Here is a 20563-nt window from a genome sequence, read left to right on the forward strand (position 1 = left end):
TTTACACCCTCTTCTTTTTTAATTTAAGTAATACTTTGCTCAAGCTTTCTTCCGTAAGATCCTCTGCATCAGCAAAATCTGATACCGTAAAAGCAGACTCTGTTGTTGGTTTGTTTATAAGTTGACGAAGATGCCTCAACATACCATCTGCTATCAATTGAATTTTTAATTTAGAAAACTGTTCTCTACTATACATCCAAACAAAATGTAACTTTTCATCTTTCACCATTCCGATAACATCAATTAGATGAGATGGTTTGGAATCTGGAGCATGATTTAAAAATGTAAATCCTGTCTCTTGCATAAACAAAGATTCCCTTGAAAAAACCTGATCAAATTGGCCCAAATAGTTAAAGCTTATTGAAGGCTTTTGCTGATAAAACGGAAGTAATCCTTTATTCAAGTAACGTAAAATACCATAGTCAACTCCGCGATTCGGAATTCGACGCAATTGTTCTTTGACAGCCTTTAACCCTTCAATAGGTGTTTGAGTTCCTTGAAAATTGAGATGAACGGGATAAATACTCGTGAACCAGCCCACTGTCCTTGATAAATCAATACCTTCAATTACCTCTTCTCTTCCATGTCCTTCTAGATGAATAGAAACCGTTTGCTGATTTGTACAATCGACGATAGCTTGTCCTAATGCCGTTAATAGTACCTCATCAATCCTTGTCTTATGAGTGACTGGAACTTCGTGTAACAATTCGTGTGTTTCTTCTATTCCTAAAGTCCTCGTCACTTGATCAATCGATTCTTCTGTTGTTTCTTGTATTGGATAGTCCATTGGAATTTTCATCGTTTTTTTTTCTATTTGTTCATTCCAATAATCGTATACTTCTTTTGAAATACCCGAATCACTGTATGTCTGGAGTCGTTCAGACCACTCTTTAAAAGATGTACTTTTTGCAGGTAAACTAACTTCTTGATCTTGTTTCATCTGGTTATATACCGCCTGTAAATCTTCCAATAGAATCCTCCATGATACTCCATCTACTACTAAATGATGAATCCCCCAGAATAGCAGATCATTCCCAGTCAATGTGTCCTCAAAATAAACTACTCTCATTAACGGACCAGTAACTAAATTGAAACTAGCTTGATTAATGTTCATCTCTTCTTGTATTATTTTATTCCACTCTTTTCCATTGACTCTGTTCCGTTTTACAACATGGAGTACTGACAGCTCATCAGTCCCTTCATTTCTCTGCCTCCACGTTCCATTTGGTAACTGTTCGTACCGGAAACGTAAAGCATCATGATGCTTTAGTAAGTTTAAGATCGCTCCTTCTAGTAACTTCACGTCCAATCTCTCTTTTACTCTTAAAAGCATCGATTGATTCCAATGCTCCGGACGTGAATGTTCTTGCTCGAAGAACCAGTACTGAATTGGAGTGAGTGGTACATCTCCTGTTACAATTCCCTGCTCCGCTTGTACTCCCTGCGTTTCTATAGCCACTTTTGCCAGCTCAGCAATAGTTGGGCATTCAAACATTTGCTTTGGAGTAAGTTTTAACCCCACTTGACTTGCTTGAGATATGATTTGAATACTGAGAATCGAGTCACCACCAATTTCAAAGAAATTATCATAGATTCCCACCTTTTTAACACCTAACACTTGCTTCCAGATGGTAGCCAGTATCTGTTCGTTACTATTCCGAGGGGCAACAGCTTCATTTTTAATCTGCTTTTCCTCCGGCACAGGTAAGGCCTCACGATCAACTTTACCGTTAGCTGTAAGTGGAATAGCTTCCATCGCCACAAATCCCGAAGGAACCATATAACTTGGTAGTTTCGCTTTAAGATACTCTCTCCACGCACCTACATTTCCATCTCCTACAACATATGCTACTAATCGTTTATCGCCCGGTTGATCTTCTCTTACAATTACAACTGCCTCTTTTATAGATGCATATGCATTTAAAGTAGACTCAATCTCCCCAATCTCAATTCGGAAACCACGTATTTTAACCTGATGATCAATTCTTCCACGATAATCCAGATTCCCATCCGGCAAATACCTCGCTAAGTCTCCTGTCCGGTATAATCTTGCTTTCGAATCACTACTAAATGGATGAGATATAAAGCGCTCTGCTGTTAATTCAGGTCTATTTAAATACCCACGTGCAAGCCCTGCCCCGCCAATATAAAGCTCACCATCTACACCTATAGGAACAGGTTGTTGATAAGCGTCTAGTATATACACTTCTAAATCTGGAATTCGTTTTCCGATATTACTTCTTGAAGCATGCTGCACATCATCTAGAGTAATTGGATAATATGTAACATGAACTGTAGTTTCTGTAATTCCATACATATTAATTAACTGTGGTTTTTTCTCCCCAGACCTTTGAAACCACGGTAACAAGCTAATAGGTTCTAACGCTTCTCCGCCAAATACCACATAACGCAGCTGCAAGTTTTTATTCTTATCTTCTTGTTCACACACTCGTATTAATTGTCGAAATGCGGAAGGTGTCTGATTTAGAACTGTGACTTCTTCCTCCACCAATAATTTATAAAAATCCTTAGGTGATCGACTAATCCAGTACGGAACAACAACTAATTTTCCACCATATAATAATGCTCCCCAAATTTCCCATACTGAGAAATCAAATGCATAAGAATGAAAAAGCGTCCAAGTATCTTTTTCATTAAACTGATACCAACAATCCGTCGATTTAAATAACCGAATGACATTGTGATGCTCTATCATAACGCCCTTTGGATTCCCCGTTGATCCCGAAGTATAGATCACGTATGCTAGATTTTGGGAACTGACATCAGAAACCGGCAAAATCTTACTTTCTTTCCCAATCTCATCTTGATCACGATCCAGGCAAATCGACTCAACATTTTCTGGTAACCATTTCAATTCTTTTAAACTTTCTTGCGTTACGAATAACTGAATGCTAGCATCTTCTAAAATATATTGAAGTCGCTGCTCTGGATATGCTGGATCAAGTGGAACATAAGCCCCACCAGCCTTCAAAATCCCTAAAATACCTACAATCATTTCGAGGGAACGTTCAACGCACAGTCCAACTAAAGTATCAGGTCTTACTCCCTTTTTCTGCAAATAATGAGCTAACTGATTTGCACGTTCATTAAGCTCCCTATAAGTAACTTTTTCTTTTCCATACGTAACTGCAATATCGCTTGGATAGTTCAACGCTTGCTGTTCGAACAATTCATGAATAGTTACTTGAGATGGGAAATCCAGCTTAGGATTGTTGAACTCAACTAAACTTTTTCTTTTATCTTCATCAGAAATGATTTCGATTTCAGCTACCTTCTGCTTTGGTTTTTCAAAAATGTTTTCCATTATCGCTAACATCACGTTAGAAAACCGTTTTATCTCTTCCTTAGAAAATAGCTCCTCACGATAATCAATATGTACATGTAAAGAGTCAATATCAATTAGATTTTCAATATGCACTGCAAAATCTTGTACCTCTTCATGGTTTGGAATCCATAGTGAGTCACCACTTTCATCACGATCTCTATAATCAATCGTAGTTCCGAAAAGTCTCACATTACTGTTATTCTCTTTATTAATCTGCTTTAATAACAAATCAAATGGATATTTCTGGTGTCTTAATGATTTACTTTGTTTTCTGGACACCCTACTAATAAATGAAAGTACTTCTTCTTCTGGATCAATATCCATTCTTAAAGGAACTGTACTCACCATCATTCCAATCAATTTTCGTTCCATTTTATTCATACGGTTGCCGTAAGCCATTCCTAAACCAATATCAAGCGATGAGGTCCACCGATACATGGACAACGAGAAAGCAGCAACAAAAAGGGTGTATAAACTAATTTTGTAATCTTCAGAAAAATTTTCTATCTTTCTCTTCAAATGCTCCGTTAATATAAACGTCTCACGTGATGCTTTGGTACTAACTTGGTACGTATTATAGGGCTTCAATCCGGTCACAGATGGCAGTGTTTTAAATTCCTCTAACCAGAATTTTTGATCTTTTTGAAAGCGACTACTATTCAAGTATGTTTGTTCATTGGTCAGAAATTGAACATATGAATTTTTAATTTCGCCTTCCTCATTCTCGTTATGCATTTCATAATAATATTTTGCAATCTGCTCAGTAAATATTTGAATTGATAAACCATCCATAATAATATGATGAACATTTCCAAAGACTGCACATTCATTATCGTTTAATTTTATTAAAGCGAAATAGTATAAATTCGAATTAAATAATGTAAACGTTTCTTTTGTTTTCTGCTCAATCCATTCCTCAAGCAAATTTGTATTCTCCACATTACTGAAATCAAAAAACTCAAATTCTTGTTCTTCATGTTTAATAAAATATTGTTTCGGTTCCTGATGCCCATTTTCTTTTAACCTAATACACAGACCGTCATTTTCACTGATAACACGATTCACAACCTGGTTTAATTTTGAATAATTCATTTTTCGATGAAGTTTAAATAAGAATCTTAAATTACATATTCCTTTATCAGAATGAATAACTTCTGTATACCATATTCTTCGCTGCGGATGGCTTAATGGATAACATTCCTCATTGGTCATAAAAATCTTCCCTTCAAAAATTATTTGCTCTTATAGGTTCGTGTTTATGTTTAGCCCATAAATATTTCTGCATTGAAACTCCAATTACTCCAATGATAACAAGCCCAATCCCTCCATAAACATAGAGTTGAGTTACTCCAAACAAATGCACTAATGGGCCACTCATAGCAGGAGAAATAATTAGAACTGCATTTGTTAAACTGCTTTGAATACCAAATACTCTTCCTACTTGATCTTGATCGGATTCTATTTGTAAAATGACTTGATTAGATACAAGCATCAGCCCACTTCCAATACCAGCGATAAAACTAATTAAATAGGCCAAAACGAAGACCGTACCGGGCGTTATCAAACCAATCCCCCAAAAACCAATTCCCATTAAAACCATACCTCCACATACTACCCAGCCATATTGAAATTGTTTTAATTTCTGAGTTAGTAATGCACCAAGGATTCCGCCAAGACCAATAATAGAAATGATATATCCCATTTTACTTTTATCATGTGGGAATAAGCTCTTAAATAAAGTTGGGAATTGTGAGTCTACTAATTGTAATACTGCCATGGCTATTGTAACGAAAATCATAGTTGATAATATTATCCGATTAGATAACACATAACCCCATCCTTGTACCCAAGCGGTCCAAGTACTTTGTTTTTGCTTTTCAACAAATTCTTTCGATATAGTTTCTTTAAATTTTATTGTGGGTATCAGAACTAAGGTAGCTAATAAACAACTTACAGCTCTTATAATGAGGCAGAACTCTGGTTGAAACCAGCTCAGCAACATGCCGCCTATAAGTGGGCCTACTATCTTGGTACCCTGCTCTACTATTCCGTTGATACTTACTGCTTTAGTAAGCAAATCCGGGGATACAATCTGTCTTGTTAGTGTTTGCTGTGCAGGATAATAGAAAACAATAAAAATGGAACGAATCATTAATGCCACTAAGAGCCAGAGGATATCTTGTACAAATAAAAGAGCAATTGTTATTAGACCAACCATTAGATTACAGAACATCATAATTGGAATTTTTCTAAAACGATCTGCAATAACACCTGCCCATGAGCCAAAAATAATTCCAGGAAGTGCATATGCAACAGGAATCAATCCAATCATGGTAGGATCTACTTCCCATTCAAACCCAACTATAGTCATAATCGCTAACATATCAATAAAAACACCAAGCATAAGCAATGAATAGGCAGAGAAAACTTGTAAATAAACCCTATTTCCTAATAGGCCTTTTGAATCGGTAGTTTTCATAAAAGCAAGCTCCTTAGGTTACTAATATAAACGCTTTTGCGTATAAGGTACCCCTTTATTAAACCTAATTAATCATTATAGATATTTCACCTAGAATTTAACTTCGTTAAAACCTAGACTAATCTCAAGGTTTCGTGTTTTTAAAATAGTCAGATAAATTAGAGTACACCTATTTCTTCATTTTTATATCAACTGTTACAAAATAGACCTTTGCCTTACACTAAAAACAGCTAAACATTACCTTAATATAACCATTTACAGTTGTTTGCACATTCAATTCACATCCTTTTTAAAGTTGGCTTTTTTCTATCTCAAATACTATCACACAAATATTTCACCTACTATATCCATAAAGTTGAAATATTTGAATCAGAAAATTCGGATAAAAAACTAAATCCACAAATCATACCAAACAATTATTTAGTTATATTGTCATTTTATAGATGGCTTTAACCATAAGGATATCAAGAATTAAGTTTTTTAATTTTATTAACATAATAGTTTATAGAGACTATAAATCCTACTAAATAAAAAGGTACATATACAATAAAGTATATGTACCTTTCCTTATCCTACATATTTTCTATTAAAATTAATTCCAATAACTAAAGTAGATATTAAAAATATAATACTAACAATTACTAATGTACTCATAACAAAGATTGAATAATATAGTATTGAAACTTTTACATTTACTACTTATTTAATTTATTGGACATTACTGCTTCAAAAAAATTACACATTATACGCAATCGGGATAAATCCCCAAAATATGATTTGACTATGTTATTATATAATATTGTTATGAATCTCTTGTAAAATATAATATATTTTAAGATAATGTAACATCAGTTTTTCTATAAAAGAACTCAATTTTTATGCAGTACGAATTTATTTAGTAATATAATATATATTAATTTAGGTATAAAAATGTTTAAAGATCACCTATTTCCGTAGGTGATCTTTCCTTGTGATTCTGCATTTGTGCACTACTGTAGAAATATATCGTAGATACGCTTTGTTTGCTAAGTTTTTAGTTCTCTCCATCTACTAAAAAACATAGCTTAGTACAATTAATATCGTATTCGTTAAATTGCAAACTATTATTCTGCCTTCTGTACAGGCAAACTACTAAAAATCAATTCAGCAACTTTTACATATCCTTTTGAGTTCGGATGAATTAAATCCGTAGACCAAAGCGTATTGTCATTAACTAAATGATGATTCCAAACGTCAACATGATGAAGCTTATACTCTCTACTCAGTGAAAGTATAACTTCATTTGCCTCTAATAATTGTTCTTTTAATACTTGTTTTTTTTCAGAAGGAAATGGAAGCCTAACAGTAAAATCTGGAAGGTTTGCTATAATAATATCAGCACCAGCTTTACTTAATGTATCTATCATAAATTCCATATCGTTCTTATATGCTTGATGATTCCAACGTCCTTTTAAAACATCGTTTGCACCTGCAATTAGACTAACCAAATCTGGATTAAAAGTTAATGCCTTTTCCAATTGCTGCGAGCGAATTTCTTTAGTTACTAACCCACGCTTTGCAAAATTAGCATACTTTAAATCGTTTACACACAGTTGAACAAAATGATTTACCCAGCTTTTTAATGCTATTCCCTCAACTTCATCCCCTATCCCCTCTGTAAAACTATCACCAATCGCTACAAATCGCTTCCACATATATAGTCCCCCTTTTTTGTTATTCATATCTACACTATACAATAGCCCACAGCGTAATTGTTCTTCTTAAATGTTTTTCAATTTCAATTAAATTCCATAGGAGATTTTTCAAATGAGCAAGACAACTCGATTAAACTATTTCACATGAACAAAAACATGAAAATCTACGTTATCTTCTCGCAGAAATAGGTTGAGACCAACTATCTTTCCCATTATCATTTAAGCGTACTTGAAAAACATATATAGGTTGAGAAAAGCCTTTTGTATCAGCGTAGTAATCTATATTATAATCTGTAATGACTAATGTATCACCTGCTTTGAAAGATATTATAGGATCAAAGTCTCCTTGTTTTAGTTTTTGAAATACTTCTTTGGGAGACAGGATTTCGACATCTCGAATATGTGATTTTTTTGTAACTGGCTCATTGTCATTAGGCATTTTTGTAATTTCCTCTTTGTAAACAGGCATTTTATTACCTTCGTCTTTTAACTCTATTGATGTTTTTATAGTGACATCAGTCATGTCTGTTTTTGTAATGGGATCTAAAGGCATATTCCCAAATTCCTTCATTTGATACGAAATCATTATTCCAAGTGCAACAAAACTTACTGTAATCGGAAGAAATAAATATGTGATCATTTGTGTATCTGGTTCTTTTTTCTTCAACAATATAAGAACTATATTTAACATAGAATATCCTAGCATCATTCCTAAAGTATTATGAAGTAAATCGGCTAGTTCCATACTTCCACGTTGCATTATAAATTCAAGGATTTCAATCAATAAACTTGCTATAATTGAGCTGATTAACATCCATTTTGTTTTTTGAAAAACATTACTAAATAAAGGTAATAAAATTCCTAACGGAAAAAGCATACCTATATTCACAATGATATGGAAAAAAGAAGAAAATGAAAAGGTATTCCATGCTTTTTTATAAACACTAAGTACATCAAAGTCAATTGTTCTTGCGAAAGTTATATCATCTGGACGACCAAATGAAGTGGCTGATAATACAAGGGCATAATATCCTATTATCAATATAAAGAATATAACTTGTTGTACGGTAAATTTCCCCCCTCCTTTACATACCTTTTTGTATACTACAAAGTAGCTAAAAACAAAAATGAGTAGTAACAAGAATGTGAGCTGTATTGTAGGAATTGCAAAGGTAACAAGTAGTTCGGAAATAAAATTCATTTTACACCTCTGTTTTTACGAATAAAATATTCAATAGTTTTATATAACATTTTAGATATAGATAGCGATATGTTGTTACCCCTAATAATTATTAATACAGAATTAAACCTGTATACATTGAGCATTTCTTCCTCTTGAAACCAGACTTTATTTGACCAAGCAGCTACAAGGAAACTAGCGTTTTACTAATTGTACTTTCGGCTATGTCTGGAAAAACGTTACGAAGATTCTCTTTAGTAAGAGGATTTTTGGAGTTAAGTATAAAATTAAAAATTTGTTCAATTTTAGTATATTTATATAGAATCCGTAATTGACCGATTCCTAATATACTTAGGAATCGGTCATATTCGTATATTTACTAAAGAAATAAAATTCCTTCAAGCATTACACTTTTTTTCGAAAATTTGTTGTTCTTTGTTTTGCCCAGTTGATACATTTCTTTTCAATTAAATGATACGAAACTATAGAAAAAAGTATTGTCATTGAAATACACAAAGCAAGAAGGAAAAAGATAGGTATCTTTGTATACAAAAGTTTAAATAGTACCATCATGATTGGAAAATGACACAAATAGATACTGTATGAAATTTCTCCTAAGTATACAAATACACTCTTATTTAAAAATGCTTTCACTTTTAGGTTACTCATGGCCATTATTATAAATATACTAACACCGATTACGACACCCCAATCTTTTAATAAGAAAGTAGTATCATTACGGGAAAAACCATAAATTAAAATGGAATATAAATATAGAATAATCCCTAATGCAATAAGAAATCCTTTATTAAATTTTTTCATATTCCTATATAAGTAGATAAGCTTTTCCTGATGCTTAAAAAGTAACATTCCAACCATAAACATCGATGTGAAATGCAGTGTATCGGCATAACCATTATAAAATCCCTCTGCTTTCCCTATATGCAACATATTAAGGAAAACACTAATTAAAGAAAAGCTCAAAGCAAATAGTATCGTTTTCTTCCAACTCAGTTTATAAAAAAGAAGGAATAACAACGGAAACACAATAGATATACGCATTTCTTGAGCCAATGACCAGATAACTGGATTATAATTTTCCGTAAAAAAGTTATTAAGAAGCACAAAATGGTTTATAATATCTATTTTTGTTATAGACCCTTGCCACCTATCATAGAACCAATCCCGTAGTCCAGCCACTTCATACGGCGAGAACAAAATAAATAAAGCAAAGGTAATGATTATCCAAAAATAATAAGGAATATAGATTCGTACAAATCGCTTAATTAAATATCCCCAATAATTTGTTTTTGAATGATAAAGTGCCATAGATAACACAAAACCACTGAGTACATAAAAAACGATTACAGCTTCCCCGCCAGCCCATAAAAACCTAAGCGGAGAAAATTTAATAGAATTAGGTAACGATGGTAGCATTAAACAAAAATGTCCAAATACCACTGTCAGTGCCGCTAACCCTCGTATGGAATCTAATTCTTTTATTCTCTTACTCATAAAATGTTCTCCTTGTAAATTGTAGATTTTGCTGTTAATAAAGGCCACTATACTATTGTAGTGGGAGAATTATACATATTGTTTCTTTAAATTCCTAATATAAGCAGTACAAAGTCAATCTATGTATCTGTTTTAGGGAACTTTCGTATTTAGGCATAAGTTATATAATAATAGAAAGAAAAAGAAATTTCATTCTATAAAATCGTATTGTCGTTTAGAAAATATTTTAAAACTGTTTTCTAAACCCTCGTTATAGTCTGTCTGCTTATTTGTCCATTGAACACCCTTATTCCCAGGCCACCCTGAGGTATTAGCAACATATTTTAATAGCTCTGGTCCTTTTAAATTTTGCTGTAAACCACGGTTATATGCATTTATCATATTAGATATTGCAATTCGAGTATTGGTTTCTGCATTTTTCAAATCTTCGTTCGTTAAATCTTTAGGTGCTAGTCCACCTCGATGAAGCTGAAACAGTCCAAATGATGTGCCCTGATCTCCGACTGCTTTTCGATCAAACTTACTTTCATGGAATGCAATAGATAAAGGAATCCATGGTGGTATACCATGCTCTATTGATATTTGTTGAATCGTGTCTCTTACTTTAACTCGGTTAGTATGATGGTCATATGCGTATTTTGTAAGATATAGCCCTCCTGTTAAAACTAAAATAAATACTCCACTTTTTATTAATGTCCCTCTCATCGACGTCACCTCAATTGTCAGTATCAAAGATTGTCACTAGTAATCCTATCTTTTGGGGATATTAACTCGTAATCATGTATCATCTTGTTATTGTTTGTTTCATTAATTACCGATTTTCAGGTAAAATTATTAGGGGGGTCCCTCCATATAACATTCGCTTTTATCACTTTCGGTACAATTTACTTTTGTATGGGAGAGCGTTTTCTCTGTATGGTACCGTACTTTTTTCTCGAATACCTTGCTTTTTTATTCGATTGAAATTAAAGAATAACTATATACATAGGGATAAACACTATAAAAAGATACTTAAATTTCTTTAAAAAATTCATTTTTCGGCCTCCATTTCTTTATATAATTAATTTAAAACAAAATATTTAATAAGAAGAAAAGATGTTATTAAATTTTTATAAAATTTAATAACAGGAATAAGTACCAGGTATTTATTTTTATTGTCACTTGATGGAATAATGAATGTATTTTCATCATGTAACTTTATTAAACTAGCCTTGCACCAGAACCCTTTGAATCGAACAATTCATAATAAACGCCATCCTTTCTGTATATTTCTACAAAAAGAATAGCGTTTTTTGATTATATGGATACAAATTTATCTTAGCTTGATTGCAATACCGAAAGTTCCGAAGAACCAGATTTGAGAATTAATGCAATCTTCCATTCCAAGCCATCCACATAAGAATCTATAATACTTTGAAACCTTTTATTTCAGGCTAATATTTAGTTTTATCCTACAAAGTTAGCCTTTTACTATATCAACCGCACTATTCCACATACCGCTAAAGAAAGATCCTATTTCGCGCATTAAACGTGTAAACCAATTTGCTTGTTCTACTTCAGATTTTGTTACAAGGTCTACTTGTAATGATTTACCTGATAAAAATCCAGGATCTGTACTATCTTTAGGTGATATAGTCATTTTACTAATTGTTACATCTTTTTTAATAGGCGCTTCTTGTTCTTTATTCGATACATTAAATTCTTTTTTATAAACGTCTTTGTTGCCCTTTGGCATTGGAAGTGAAACAGCTTGCTTCGTTTGAACAACTACATCTTTGTCCTTTGCATTTGCTACTCGCACTGTTTCATGACCTTTTACTACTGAATCTTTTCCATAGACCTTCTTCACTTCAAAATTTGCAAATACATAATCATATAATTTCTTTGTTTCATCAAAACGTGCTGTATGAGAGTTTGCTTTTATAACTACAGAGATTAGACGCATACCGTTTTTTTCTACTGTACCAGTAAAACAATCTCCGGCTTCTGGAGTAGTTCCTGTTTTTAACCCATCTACACCTTCGTATTGCTTAATTAAGCCTTTTAACATCCAGTTAAAGTTCGTCATATCAATCGGATACTTGCCACCCTTTTGGAATGTTTTTTTAGGGATTTTTGCTGTATCTAATATTTTCGGGAAATCTTGAATAAGACGTTGTGCTAAAATCGCACAATCTCTTGCGGACATTTTATTTTTCTCGTCTGGAGTTGTCCCTTCTGGGTGATGTCCTTTTAAATCATGGTTTGTTAAACCTGTAGAGTTTACAAATTTATAATTTTTCATTCCAAACTCTTTTGATTTATCGTTCATCATTTTCACGAAATTGGCTTCTTTTCCAGCAATCTCTTCAGCTAAAGCAATTGTTGCACCGTTTGCAGAGTAGATTACCATTGCCTCATATAACTCTTTGACCGTATAAGAGCCACCATTTTCTAATGGAACGTTTGATAATGAGCGATCTTGCGAAATCTTATATGCATATTCAGAAATTTTAACTTTTTGATCCCATTTAAGTTTTCCTTTATCCACCGCTTCATGAACTAAGTATTCACTCATCATTTTTGTCATACTAGCAATTGCTAATGATTCATCTACATTTTTTTGATATAAAATTTTCCCGGAATTTGCTTCTACTAAAATTGCTGATCCTGCTTCTACGTCTATAGCAGGAACTGTTTCCGCTGATGCTCTTCCAAATGTAACGGCCATGCTACAAAATAGTGTAAGCACTGTTACTATTGTAATAAATCTCTTGCAAAACATACTTTTCACTTCTGTTACCTCCAATATCTTTGTACTCAAAAAAACGTTATTTTAATATAATCCTCCAAAAAATAGACAGCGTTATCAAATTCTATATACATATAAGACATTAGAACCACTTTCATATAGACCATCTCATCCCACCCTTTTAGGCACACTGACACTTAGTGTTCCCACACATATCCCTCTTTTTAATACCTTTGTATTTTTCGAAATGATCTGTACTTTCATATCTTTTAGGATTACACTTAATAGACAATCTAAGTAATACATTTGTTCCACATTTATAAAAAAATAAAACCAGTGTGCCCCGATTAAATATCGAAACACACTGGTAGCTTAGCCGTTTTCTTATTATCTACTTGACAGAGTCTGTCAGTCACTTTTCAAAAATTACTATATTTGCACCAGAACCACGTATTACTATGACTTTTGCTATTCTTCTCTAATTACATCTTTAGCATTTTCCTTCACTTGCATCAATTAACTCACCAGTTACCCAACGACTGTCTGATGAAGAAAGAAAACCTGCAATATCAGCTATATCCTTAGGTTCTCCCCACCTATTAAAAGTCGATAAATCTGCAGCATATTTCTGTCCATCTTGATTCCCCAATGTCTCGGCATTCATTTCTGTATTAATTATGCCCGGGAGAATTGCATTTACTGTAATACCAAGGGCACTAAGTTGTTGTGCTAAAGTACGAGTGAGTGTATTTATTGCCCCCTTAAATATACTGTAGGCAAAAACACTCGGAGAGATATCAATGAACTTCCCCTTCATTCCAGTATTCACCTTATAGTAATAAATAAAATAATTTGTCAGTATCATTTCTACTATGAATGGCCTACTTGAATTATTAACTTAAGAAGTTTCTTAAGTTTTTAAAAAAAGCTTATGGAACCTTTCATTCCATAAGCCATTCTATTTAATTGGATGTTCAACAATAAAGGACATCCAGCCTACTTTATATTCTGCATGTATATTACCATTATGAAGTTCAACAATTCTTTTTGAAATAGCGAGTCCCAGTCCATTTCCTTGATCATCTTTTCTGGCCTTATCACCCCTGAAAAACCTTTCAAATAATTTATTAGGATCGCTAACAGGCGGCTTCTCGACTTTATTTGATACTTTTAAAATTGCTTTGTTACCTATTAGTTCAAGACATATTGATAATTCGGATGGTTTCATGCTGTACTTTATCGCATTCATAAACAGATTTTCATAAACACGTACCATTTTTTCTACATCCATGAAAATAGGTATTGTTTCTTCCGTTATTGATTTTTGAACACTTAAACCTGCCTTTTCAAATATAGGAATATATTCTCCAACTATTTGCTCCAACAAGCCTGATAAATCAACTTCGTTAATGTTTAACTTAGCATCGATGTCTGATAAACGGGTGTACTCAAATAGTTCATCAATTAGATATTTCAATCTCTGTGATTTTAAATAAGTGGTTTCGAGATACTCCTGTAATTGTGCTTTACTGTCGTATTGCCCTCTTTTTAATAAATCTACATAGCCGATAATAGATGTCAACGGTGTGCGTAAGTCATGAGATACGTTGGTTATGAGTTCATTTTTTGTACGTTCCAATTGTCTTTCTTGTTCAAATGTATTCTCCAATTCCTTGGACATATAATTAATATTTTGAGCAAGATGAGTCAATTCATCCTTTCCCTCAATCCCAATTGTCAAACCCAGACTTTCCATTGGCAATATCATTAACACTATCAGAAATGAGCTTTAAATATATTATTTTCTTTCGAACCAATATCAAAAAAATGATTATAAAAGTAAAGATTGCTAACGCGAATATAAGAAATGTAAGCATATTATTTTCAAATGTACTAAGATCATCAAGATAGTGATTTAGATTTAATGGTATTATGACATATAGAAAAGTGAGGATTGTTAAACCAAACGAAACAAAAAAACTAACTGCAACAGCACCAAGAAGTTTTATAATTATCTTATTTCTAAAACTAACCTTCTTCATATTTTGTACCCAATTCCCCAAACAGTTTTAATATAAATTGGATGTTTAGAATCCTCTTCAATTTTGTCTCTTATTTTTGTAATATGCACCATGACAGTATTATCCGATTTATAAAAAGCATCTTTCCAAACTGCTTCATATATTTTTGCAACACTGAGAACAATTCCTTTGTTACGAGCAAGTAGTTTGAGTATATCGAACTCTTTTGGAGTTAGCCTTACTTCCGTTCCTCTTACCCATACTTGACGTGTATCTGTATTCACGGTTAAATCACCAATTTCTAAGATGCTTTTATTATTATCTGTATGCGTATTGTATTTTTTAAACCTTCTTAATTGGGATTTTACTCTAGCGATTAACTCCAACGGGTTAAACGGTTTTGATAAATAATCATCGGCACCAGACGCTAGCCCCTGAATTTTGTCTATATCCTCTGATTTTGCAGATAGCATGATAATAGGCATATTTCGTTCTTCCCTAATTTTCATACATGCTTCAATACCATCCATATTAGGCATCATAATATCCAAAATAATAAGATCGAACTTCTTTTCTTCTAACAATTTTAAAGCTTCAATAGCATCTTCTGCCTTTTGAGTTTTCAGACCTTCATTTTCCAAATAAACAGAGATAAGATTTCTAATCTCTTTATCATCATCAACAATAAGAATTTTTGACTCCATCATATTCCTCCACATTTTTCTCGTATTGAACAACTAAAGGCAAAAGCAGGTGGTACATTTCTATCCTCTCTTTAGTATATACTTGCAATTAAAAGCGCCAAAATAACATAATCGGTATAAAAGATAATGTCTTAAATATTGTTCGAAATTTTCTTTAGATCCATTTACAATTAATAAGTTTTCTTCTTCATTAAATTTAGCTTTTAATAAAAAATAATTATTTTGAGATTCCTTCTTTTAATTAAACTTTTTTGATTACACCTGTAGTTTATATAACTTATAAAATGAAAAAAGAATCCTCTTCAATACGCTCATTAAAGGAAATTCTTTTTCAAATCTTATTTTCTTTACTCGTTACTTATTTTAACCAGTTTTTCTCCTTGTTCTAAAAGTGTTTCATAGTCATTGTTCTCTTTAATTTCTTTGATTTTATTTTCAATTGTGGGCGTATTATTTATATTAAAGTACGTATTTAATACTTCATATGGTGTCTTTCCTTGTTTGGTTGCACTATCTTCAATAGCTTCTTTCCATGGAATATTTGCTTTGTCCATGCTTAATTCAAGGGCTGAACCAGTCTCATATCTCATACTCCGCTCTAAAAACTTTGGAGATTCTGCCTGTCCATTAGCAACGAAGTTGAACGCCTCCATAAAAGTAACATGATATGGCTTCTGTTTCTTTGCAAGTACCATAAGATTTCCACCAGTTAACTTACTATAACGATACTCTAAGTATCGTGCTGAACCTTCTATTGCTTCAGTTTTTGTTTCCCCAATTAATTGAGGCCATTTTTTATAGCGATAGTTACGTACAATTGTCCAATCATATAATGCCTGATTAATACTTTCTGGGCTTGTATCAATCATTGCTTTATCTAATAGCTTAAATTCTAATCCCATTAGCGCGTAATTTTCTTTATTAATCGGATATTCGTGAATAAACTCTCCACCATTTGCATCATATGTCCAATCTTTTTGTTTATAAGCATGAAAACCTTCATGTAATAAGAAAGATGAAAAATCAAAATATAAATCTGGATTACTAAACATTTTAGGATGATATTTTAAATAAAATACATCCATATCATTAATATTTATTGTCCCAAAGTTCCAAGGAAACCAGGTAGAAATAGTTCTAAAATCAAAACGAGTTAAGCGATAGACTTTAGGTAGATGCAGAGAATTTGAGACTTTTATTTCCTTTGCAAAAATACTATTTTCTAATCCCGTTACATTAACTGCATAAGCTTCTTGTCTAAAGAATCCCCCGTCTTTATTACTACGTATCAGAACCAATGGCATTTTTTCGAAGCGATAATCTTCATTCCAAAGTTTATCACTCGATTCTTCAAAGCTCTTATAAATAGTAGCTAATTCTTTTAACATCTTTTGATCCGTGTTATCTAATGACTTAAACTCTGTATGATATGTTTTATTTAAAATTATGCTTCCCAACATAATTCCTATAAATATTACTAATAAGATTAAAATTACCTTTAAAATTTTTTTCAACACACACTCCTTTTCTAAAACGATAATCCTTATGATGAATAAGGTTTACAAGTTTTATGTTTATTTACACTCTTTTGGTGCAGACCCAATTTTAAATAATAGCTATAATAGACACAATTTATACAAGATATTATTTTGATAATTGTTCCATCCTGTCAAAATTCCGGTTATAGTTAACAATTAATATGGGATGATTATTCAATTTTATTGTAAGGGGATAGTGCAAGAGTTCCTACAAATAAGGTTAAAGTAGTACTCAATGTAGGAACGATACTATTTTCCCACTTCCTTTCCCTTCATCATAACGGGGGCCAATTATGATGATACTTAGTATACATAACATTATTACATTAACCTTCTTTCGGAAGTACAATTCTTTTATACAATTGAACTGTAATCCAGTAGTAAATCGAGTAAATCACTATGAAAATAACAATTGGTAACCAAATTCGAAAATACGGATCGATTAAAAGAGGGCCAAACATATTCATACCAACTAATATGTGAACAATACCGATAATTGCTGGGACTAAGAATACGAAGGATAACTCCTTATAAATCGATTGTGTTAATAATTCCCGGCGAACACCAATTTTACGAAGCATTTGATAACGTATACTATCTTTAGATGCGCCAGATAGAATTTTAAACATTAAGCAACTTGCCATCATTGCTAAAAACGCAATTCCAACGAAGAACCCCATAAACATTAGTCCGCTGGAAAAACTTTGATTCGCCTTATATGTTTGATACTTACTATCCAGTTCTTCCACTTTCACATTTTTATATTTAACTACCTGCAATTCATCAATTTTTTTCCATTCTTTTACGTATGCTCCAAAAACATCTGTTTTCCCAATAAACACCGTATTTTCTGTATCTTTCATACTATCGTATATGTTTTGATCTACAATTTTTATTTTATGATCAGGATGTATATAATTTGGCTGAATTGTTTCGAAAGCTTCTCTCCATTGTTTTGATTCCGCATCCTCTTTACCCCATTGTCTTGACAATGCAAATGCATCCATGGGAATCTCTTCTGAAACTTTCATTATCTTCTCATTTTTTCTATCTTTTACTAAAGGACGATTGTTCTCTAGCTCTTCTTTTATATAATAAACATACTTATCATCTACTTTGTAACGATATTCAAGTTTCTCTTGAAATAAAATACTACTCAAAATGTTCTTTTCTTCTGCTGTTGGATTATGAACTACCGAATCGTAAATTGTTCCTTTATCAGTCTGCTTTAAAACGTCATTTTTAAATGCCATACCACACGCAATTCCACCTGCTCCAAGGGCTACTAAGATCGCTACCGTCGCAAGCACATTTGTTAGGCCATTAATGCGGAAGTTTAATTGAGCAAAGGTAAAAGCATTAAGCCTTTTTTCACTACGCTTTTTATTACTTTTTAATTTTTTAATCATAACTGGGAGAAGTGATCCAAACAACATGTAAGTACTAACAGTTGCTGCGATTAATCCAAGAGCCATTAATGTAGGAACGGTTCCTAGATTTTTTGCCTGTGGTATATAGAGCAGTGATGCATAACCAATACCTAACAAAATCAGACCAAGGAATGCAACTACAACTGTCATTTTTCCTTTTACCGCGACACGCTCTGTTTGTGCATCTGCATGTACAAGTTGTAATACAGAAATACGTGATAATTTAATACTATTCATACTTGCTGATAGTACAAATAATGCAAAGAAGAAGATGCAAGTAGCAACCATAGATGGAATGTACAAAGCTTTGTAACCTTCTCCAGTTAACTCCAATTGTTTCATTAATAACTGTCCGATACCTTCTGCAAGTCCTACACCAATTGTGATCCCAATTACAAGTGATGCCGCACCTAATACAATTGTTTCAAGGAACATCAGTAATGTAACTTTATACTTTTTTGCTCCTAACATCATATACATACCAAACTCTTTTTGGCGAAGAGATAATAAGAAAGAGTTTGCATACATAATGTAAAAAAATGTTACAATCGCTAATAAAAAGGAACCTATTTGGAATATTAATACAATAGGACCAACGTTTGCATTAGATTCAAGGAACGTTTTATTTAGTGATAGCGTTTGAAACATATAGAAAGTTGAAATAGATACAATTAGACCAATAAGTAATACAATATAATCTTGTAACTTACTTTTTATCCCTGACATGGAAAGTTTAAATAACATGCCCAAACCTCCTTTCTTATGCTTTTTGTGTGCCTAAGTCTGCAAGCACGTCTAAAATTTCTTTGTAAAACTCTTCACGTGTACCATTACGGTGAATTTCTTTATATAACTCACCATCTTGAATGAATAAAATACGCTGACAGTAACTTGCACTGTATGGATCATGTGTAACCATCATAATAGATACACCTTGCTCTTTATTTAAGTTTGTCATTGCATCAAGTAAACTTGTTGCATTTTTAGAATCAAGAGCTCCTGTTGGCTCGTCCCCTAAAATAATTGTCGGCTCATGCACAAGTGCACGTGCTGCTGCTGAACGCTGTTTCTGTCCACCAGATACTTCAGATGGATACTTTTGAAGTATTGCTGAAATTCCTAACATATCAGCTACCCTTTCTACTTTCGGCCCAATATTTCGTGATGGAACACCTTGAAGGGAAAGTGGAAGTGCAATGTTTTCATAAATAGATAAGTTCTCTAATAAGTTAAAATCTTGGAAAATGAACCCTAATTTTTGTGAACGGAAATCTGAAAGCTCACCTTGTTTCATTTTCGTAATATCCGTTCCTGCAATTTCAATAACACCACCTGTCGCTTTATCAAGTGTCGAAATTACATTTAATAATGTTGTTTTGCCAGAACCAGATGGCCCCATAATACCGACAAACTCCCCCTCTTGAATCGAGAATGAAACACCTTTTAATGCGTGTGATTGATTCTCAGCTTTTTTACCGTACACTTTTTGAACGTTTTTCACGTCTACAACTGGTTTCGTCATATATATCCTCCTACGTTTGTATGATTGATAAGCTACTGTTTGAGTTATGTCTTTTTCGTTTCCACTTGCAATGCTTCATCTGTAAAAGTATTAAACTTGTCCACCACCAATACACATCCTTTTATTTTTCAAAATAATAAGTCCTTTCATACTTTTGTAATACATAAAAATAGGTATCAAACGGGGTTTATTGTATTTAATTTGAATATCCATTTTTAGTAATACATGTAATAGACAATCTAAGTAATAAATATGTTCCCCTTTAAGATAAGAAAGCACTAGGTGTTTTGTTAAGAAAACACAATGAATTGCACATAAAAAATCCTTTTTCGCCATCTCACAAAAAAGAATCATTGCTGCAGCCTTTATAAACTTTATAATGGCTGGCTCATGCACAAGTATA

The 20563-nt window shown here is 32.8% G+C and carries 11 protein-coding genes and 3 pseudogenes; all 14 read right to left on the reverse strand.

Annotated features, from left to right (window positions below; translation table 11 throughout):
- Nucleotide 1: 1 nt before the first annotated feature.
- Nucleotides 2–4558 carry a non-ribosomal peptide synthetase gene (locus JFU18_RS03355; RefSeq protein ID WP_201033792.1) on the reverse strand — a complete coding sequence of 1519 codons (4557 nt, stop codon included), beginning with the start codon at nt 4556–4558 and terminating at the stop codon, nt 2–4.
- 13 nt (nt 4559–4571) lie between these two features.
- Nucleotides 4572–5825 (reverse strand): MFS transporter, encoded by a 1254-nt coding sequence (locus tag JFU18_RS03360; protein WP_201033283.1) that lies wholly within the window; start codon nt 5823–5825, stop codon nt 4572–4574.
- A 1103-nt stretch (nt 5826–6928) separates the two neighbouring features.
- Nucleotides 6929–7546 (reverse strand): SGNH/GDSL hydrolase family protein, encoded by a 618-nt coding sequence (locus tag JFU18_RS03365; RefSeq protein WP_137057945.1) that lies wholly within the window; start codon nt 7544–7546, stop codon nt 6929–6931.
- A 142-nt stretch (nt 7547–7688) separates the two neighbouring features.
- Complete coding sequence (locus JFU18_RS03370; protein ID WP_201033791.1) at nt 7689–8720, reverse strand: VanZ family protein; 1032 nt, start codon at nt 8718–8720, stop codon at nt 7689–7691.
- A 102-nt stretch (nt 8721–8822) separates the two neighbouring features.
- Nucleotides 8823–9015, reverse strand: a pseudogene (locus JFU18_RS29740) (Fic family protein); the annotation flags it as partial.
- Nucleotides 9016–9104: 89 nt separating this feature from the next.
- Nucleotides 9105–10262, reverse strand: a complete 1158-nt coding sequence (locus JFU18_RS03375; protein WP_002032176.1) for an acyltransferase family protein — start codon at nt 10260–10262, stop codon at nt 9105–9107.
- A gap of 141 nt (nt 10263–10403) precedes the next feature.
- On the reverse strand, nt 10404–10919 hold the full coding sequence (locus JFU18_RS03380) for a transglycosylase SLT domain-containing protein (protein ID WP_201033789.1): 516 nt from the start codon (nt 10917–10919) through the stop codon (nt 10404–10406).
- A 754-nt stretch (nt 10920–11673) separates the two neighbouring features.
- Complete coding sequence (locus JFU18_RS03385) at nt 11674–12987, reverse strand: D-alanyl-D-alanine carboxypeptidase family protein (RefSeq protein WP_307838348.1); 1314 nt, start codon at nt 12985–12987, stop codon at nt 11674–11676.
- 448 nt (nt 12988–13435) lie between these two features.
- A pseudogene (locus JFU18_RS03390) lies at nt 13436–13738 on the reverse strand (SDR family oxidoreductase); the annotation flags it as partial.
- Nucleotides 13739–13903: 165 nt separating this feature from the next.
- Nucleotides 13904–14987: pseudogene (locus tag JFU18_RS03395) on the reverse strand (sensor histidine kinase).
- The gene (locus tag JFU18_RS03400) at nt 14984–15670 is read right to left on the reverse strand and encodes a response regulator transcription factor (RefSeq protein ID WP_002085507.1); all 687 of its coding nucleotides are present in this window, start codon (nt 15668–15670) and stop codon (nt 14984–14986) included. Before JFU18_RS03400 ends, JFU18_RS03395 begins: the two are co-directional and overlap by 4 nt.
- A 347-nt stretch (nt 15671–16017) precedes the next feature.
- Complete coding sequence (locus JFU18_RS03405; protein ID WP_201033786.1) at nt 16018–17184, reverse strand: hypothetical protein; 1167 nt, start codon at nt 17182–17184, stop codon at nt 16018–16020.
- 350 nt (nt 17185–17534) lie between these two features.
- On the reverse strand, nt 17535–19382 hold the full coding sequence (locus JFU18_RS03410; RefSeq protein ID WP_201033785.1) for an FtsX-like permease family protein: 1848 nt from the start codon (nt 19380–19382) through the stop codon (nt 17535–17537).
- 16 nt (nt 19383–19398) lie between these two features.
- Nucleotides 19399–20160, reverse strand: coding sequence for an ABC transporter ATP-binding protein (locus JFU18_RS03415; protein ID WP_201033784.1), 762 nt, complete (start codon nt 20158–20160; stop codon nt 19399–19401).
- Nucleotides 20161–20563: the final 403 nt, after the last annotated feature.

Origin of the sequence: Bacillus sp. TH22 (genome assembly GCF_016651015.1) — a bacterium.
GTDB classification, from domain to species: domain Bacteria; phylum Bacillota; class Bacilli; order Bacillales; family Bacillaceae_G; genus Bacillus_A; species Bacillus_A mycoides.

Excerpts from the sequence above, each read along its gene's own strand:
- JFU18_RS03355 (WP_201033792.1), bottom strand. The coding sequence starts at position 4,558 with ATGACCAATGAGGAATGTTATCCATTAAGCCATCCGCAGCGAAGAATA.
- JFU18_RS03360 (WP_201033283.1), bottom strand. The coding sequence starts at position 5,825 with ATGAAAACTACCGATTCAAAAGGCCTATTAGGAAATAGGGTTTATTTA.
- JFU18_RS03365 (WP_137057945.1), bottom strand. The coding sequence starts at position 7,546 with ATGAATAACAAAAAAGGGGGACTATATATGTGGAAGCGATTTGTAGCG.
- JFU18_RS03370 (WP_201033791.1), bottom strand. The coding sequence starts at position 8,720 with ATGAATTTTATTTCCGAACTACTTGTTACCTTTGCAATTCCTACAATA.
- JFU18_RS03380 (WP_201033789.1), bottom strand. The coding sequence starts at position 10,919 with ATGAGAGGGACATTAATAAAAAGTGGAGTATTTATTTTAGTTTTAACA.
- JFU18_RS03400 (WP_002085507.1), bottom strand. The coding sequence starts at position 15,670 with ATGGAGTCAAAAATTCTTATTGTTGATGATGATAAAGAGATTAGAAAT.
- JFU18_RS03410 (WP_201033785.1), bottom strand. The coding sequence starts at position 19,382 with ATGTTATTTAAACTTTCCATGTCAGGGATAAAAAGTAAGTTACAAGAT.
- JFU18_RS03415 (WP_201033784.1), bottom strand. The coding sequence starts at position 20,160 with ATGACGAAACCAGTTGTAGACGTGAAAAACGTTCAAAAAGTGTACGGT.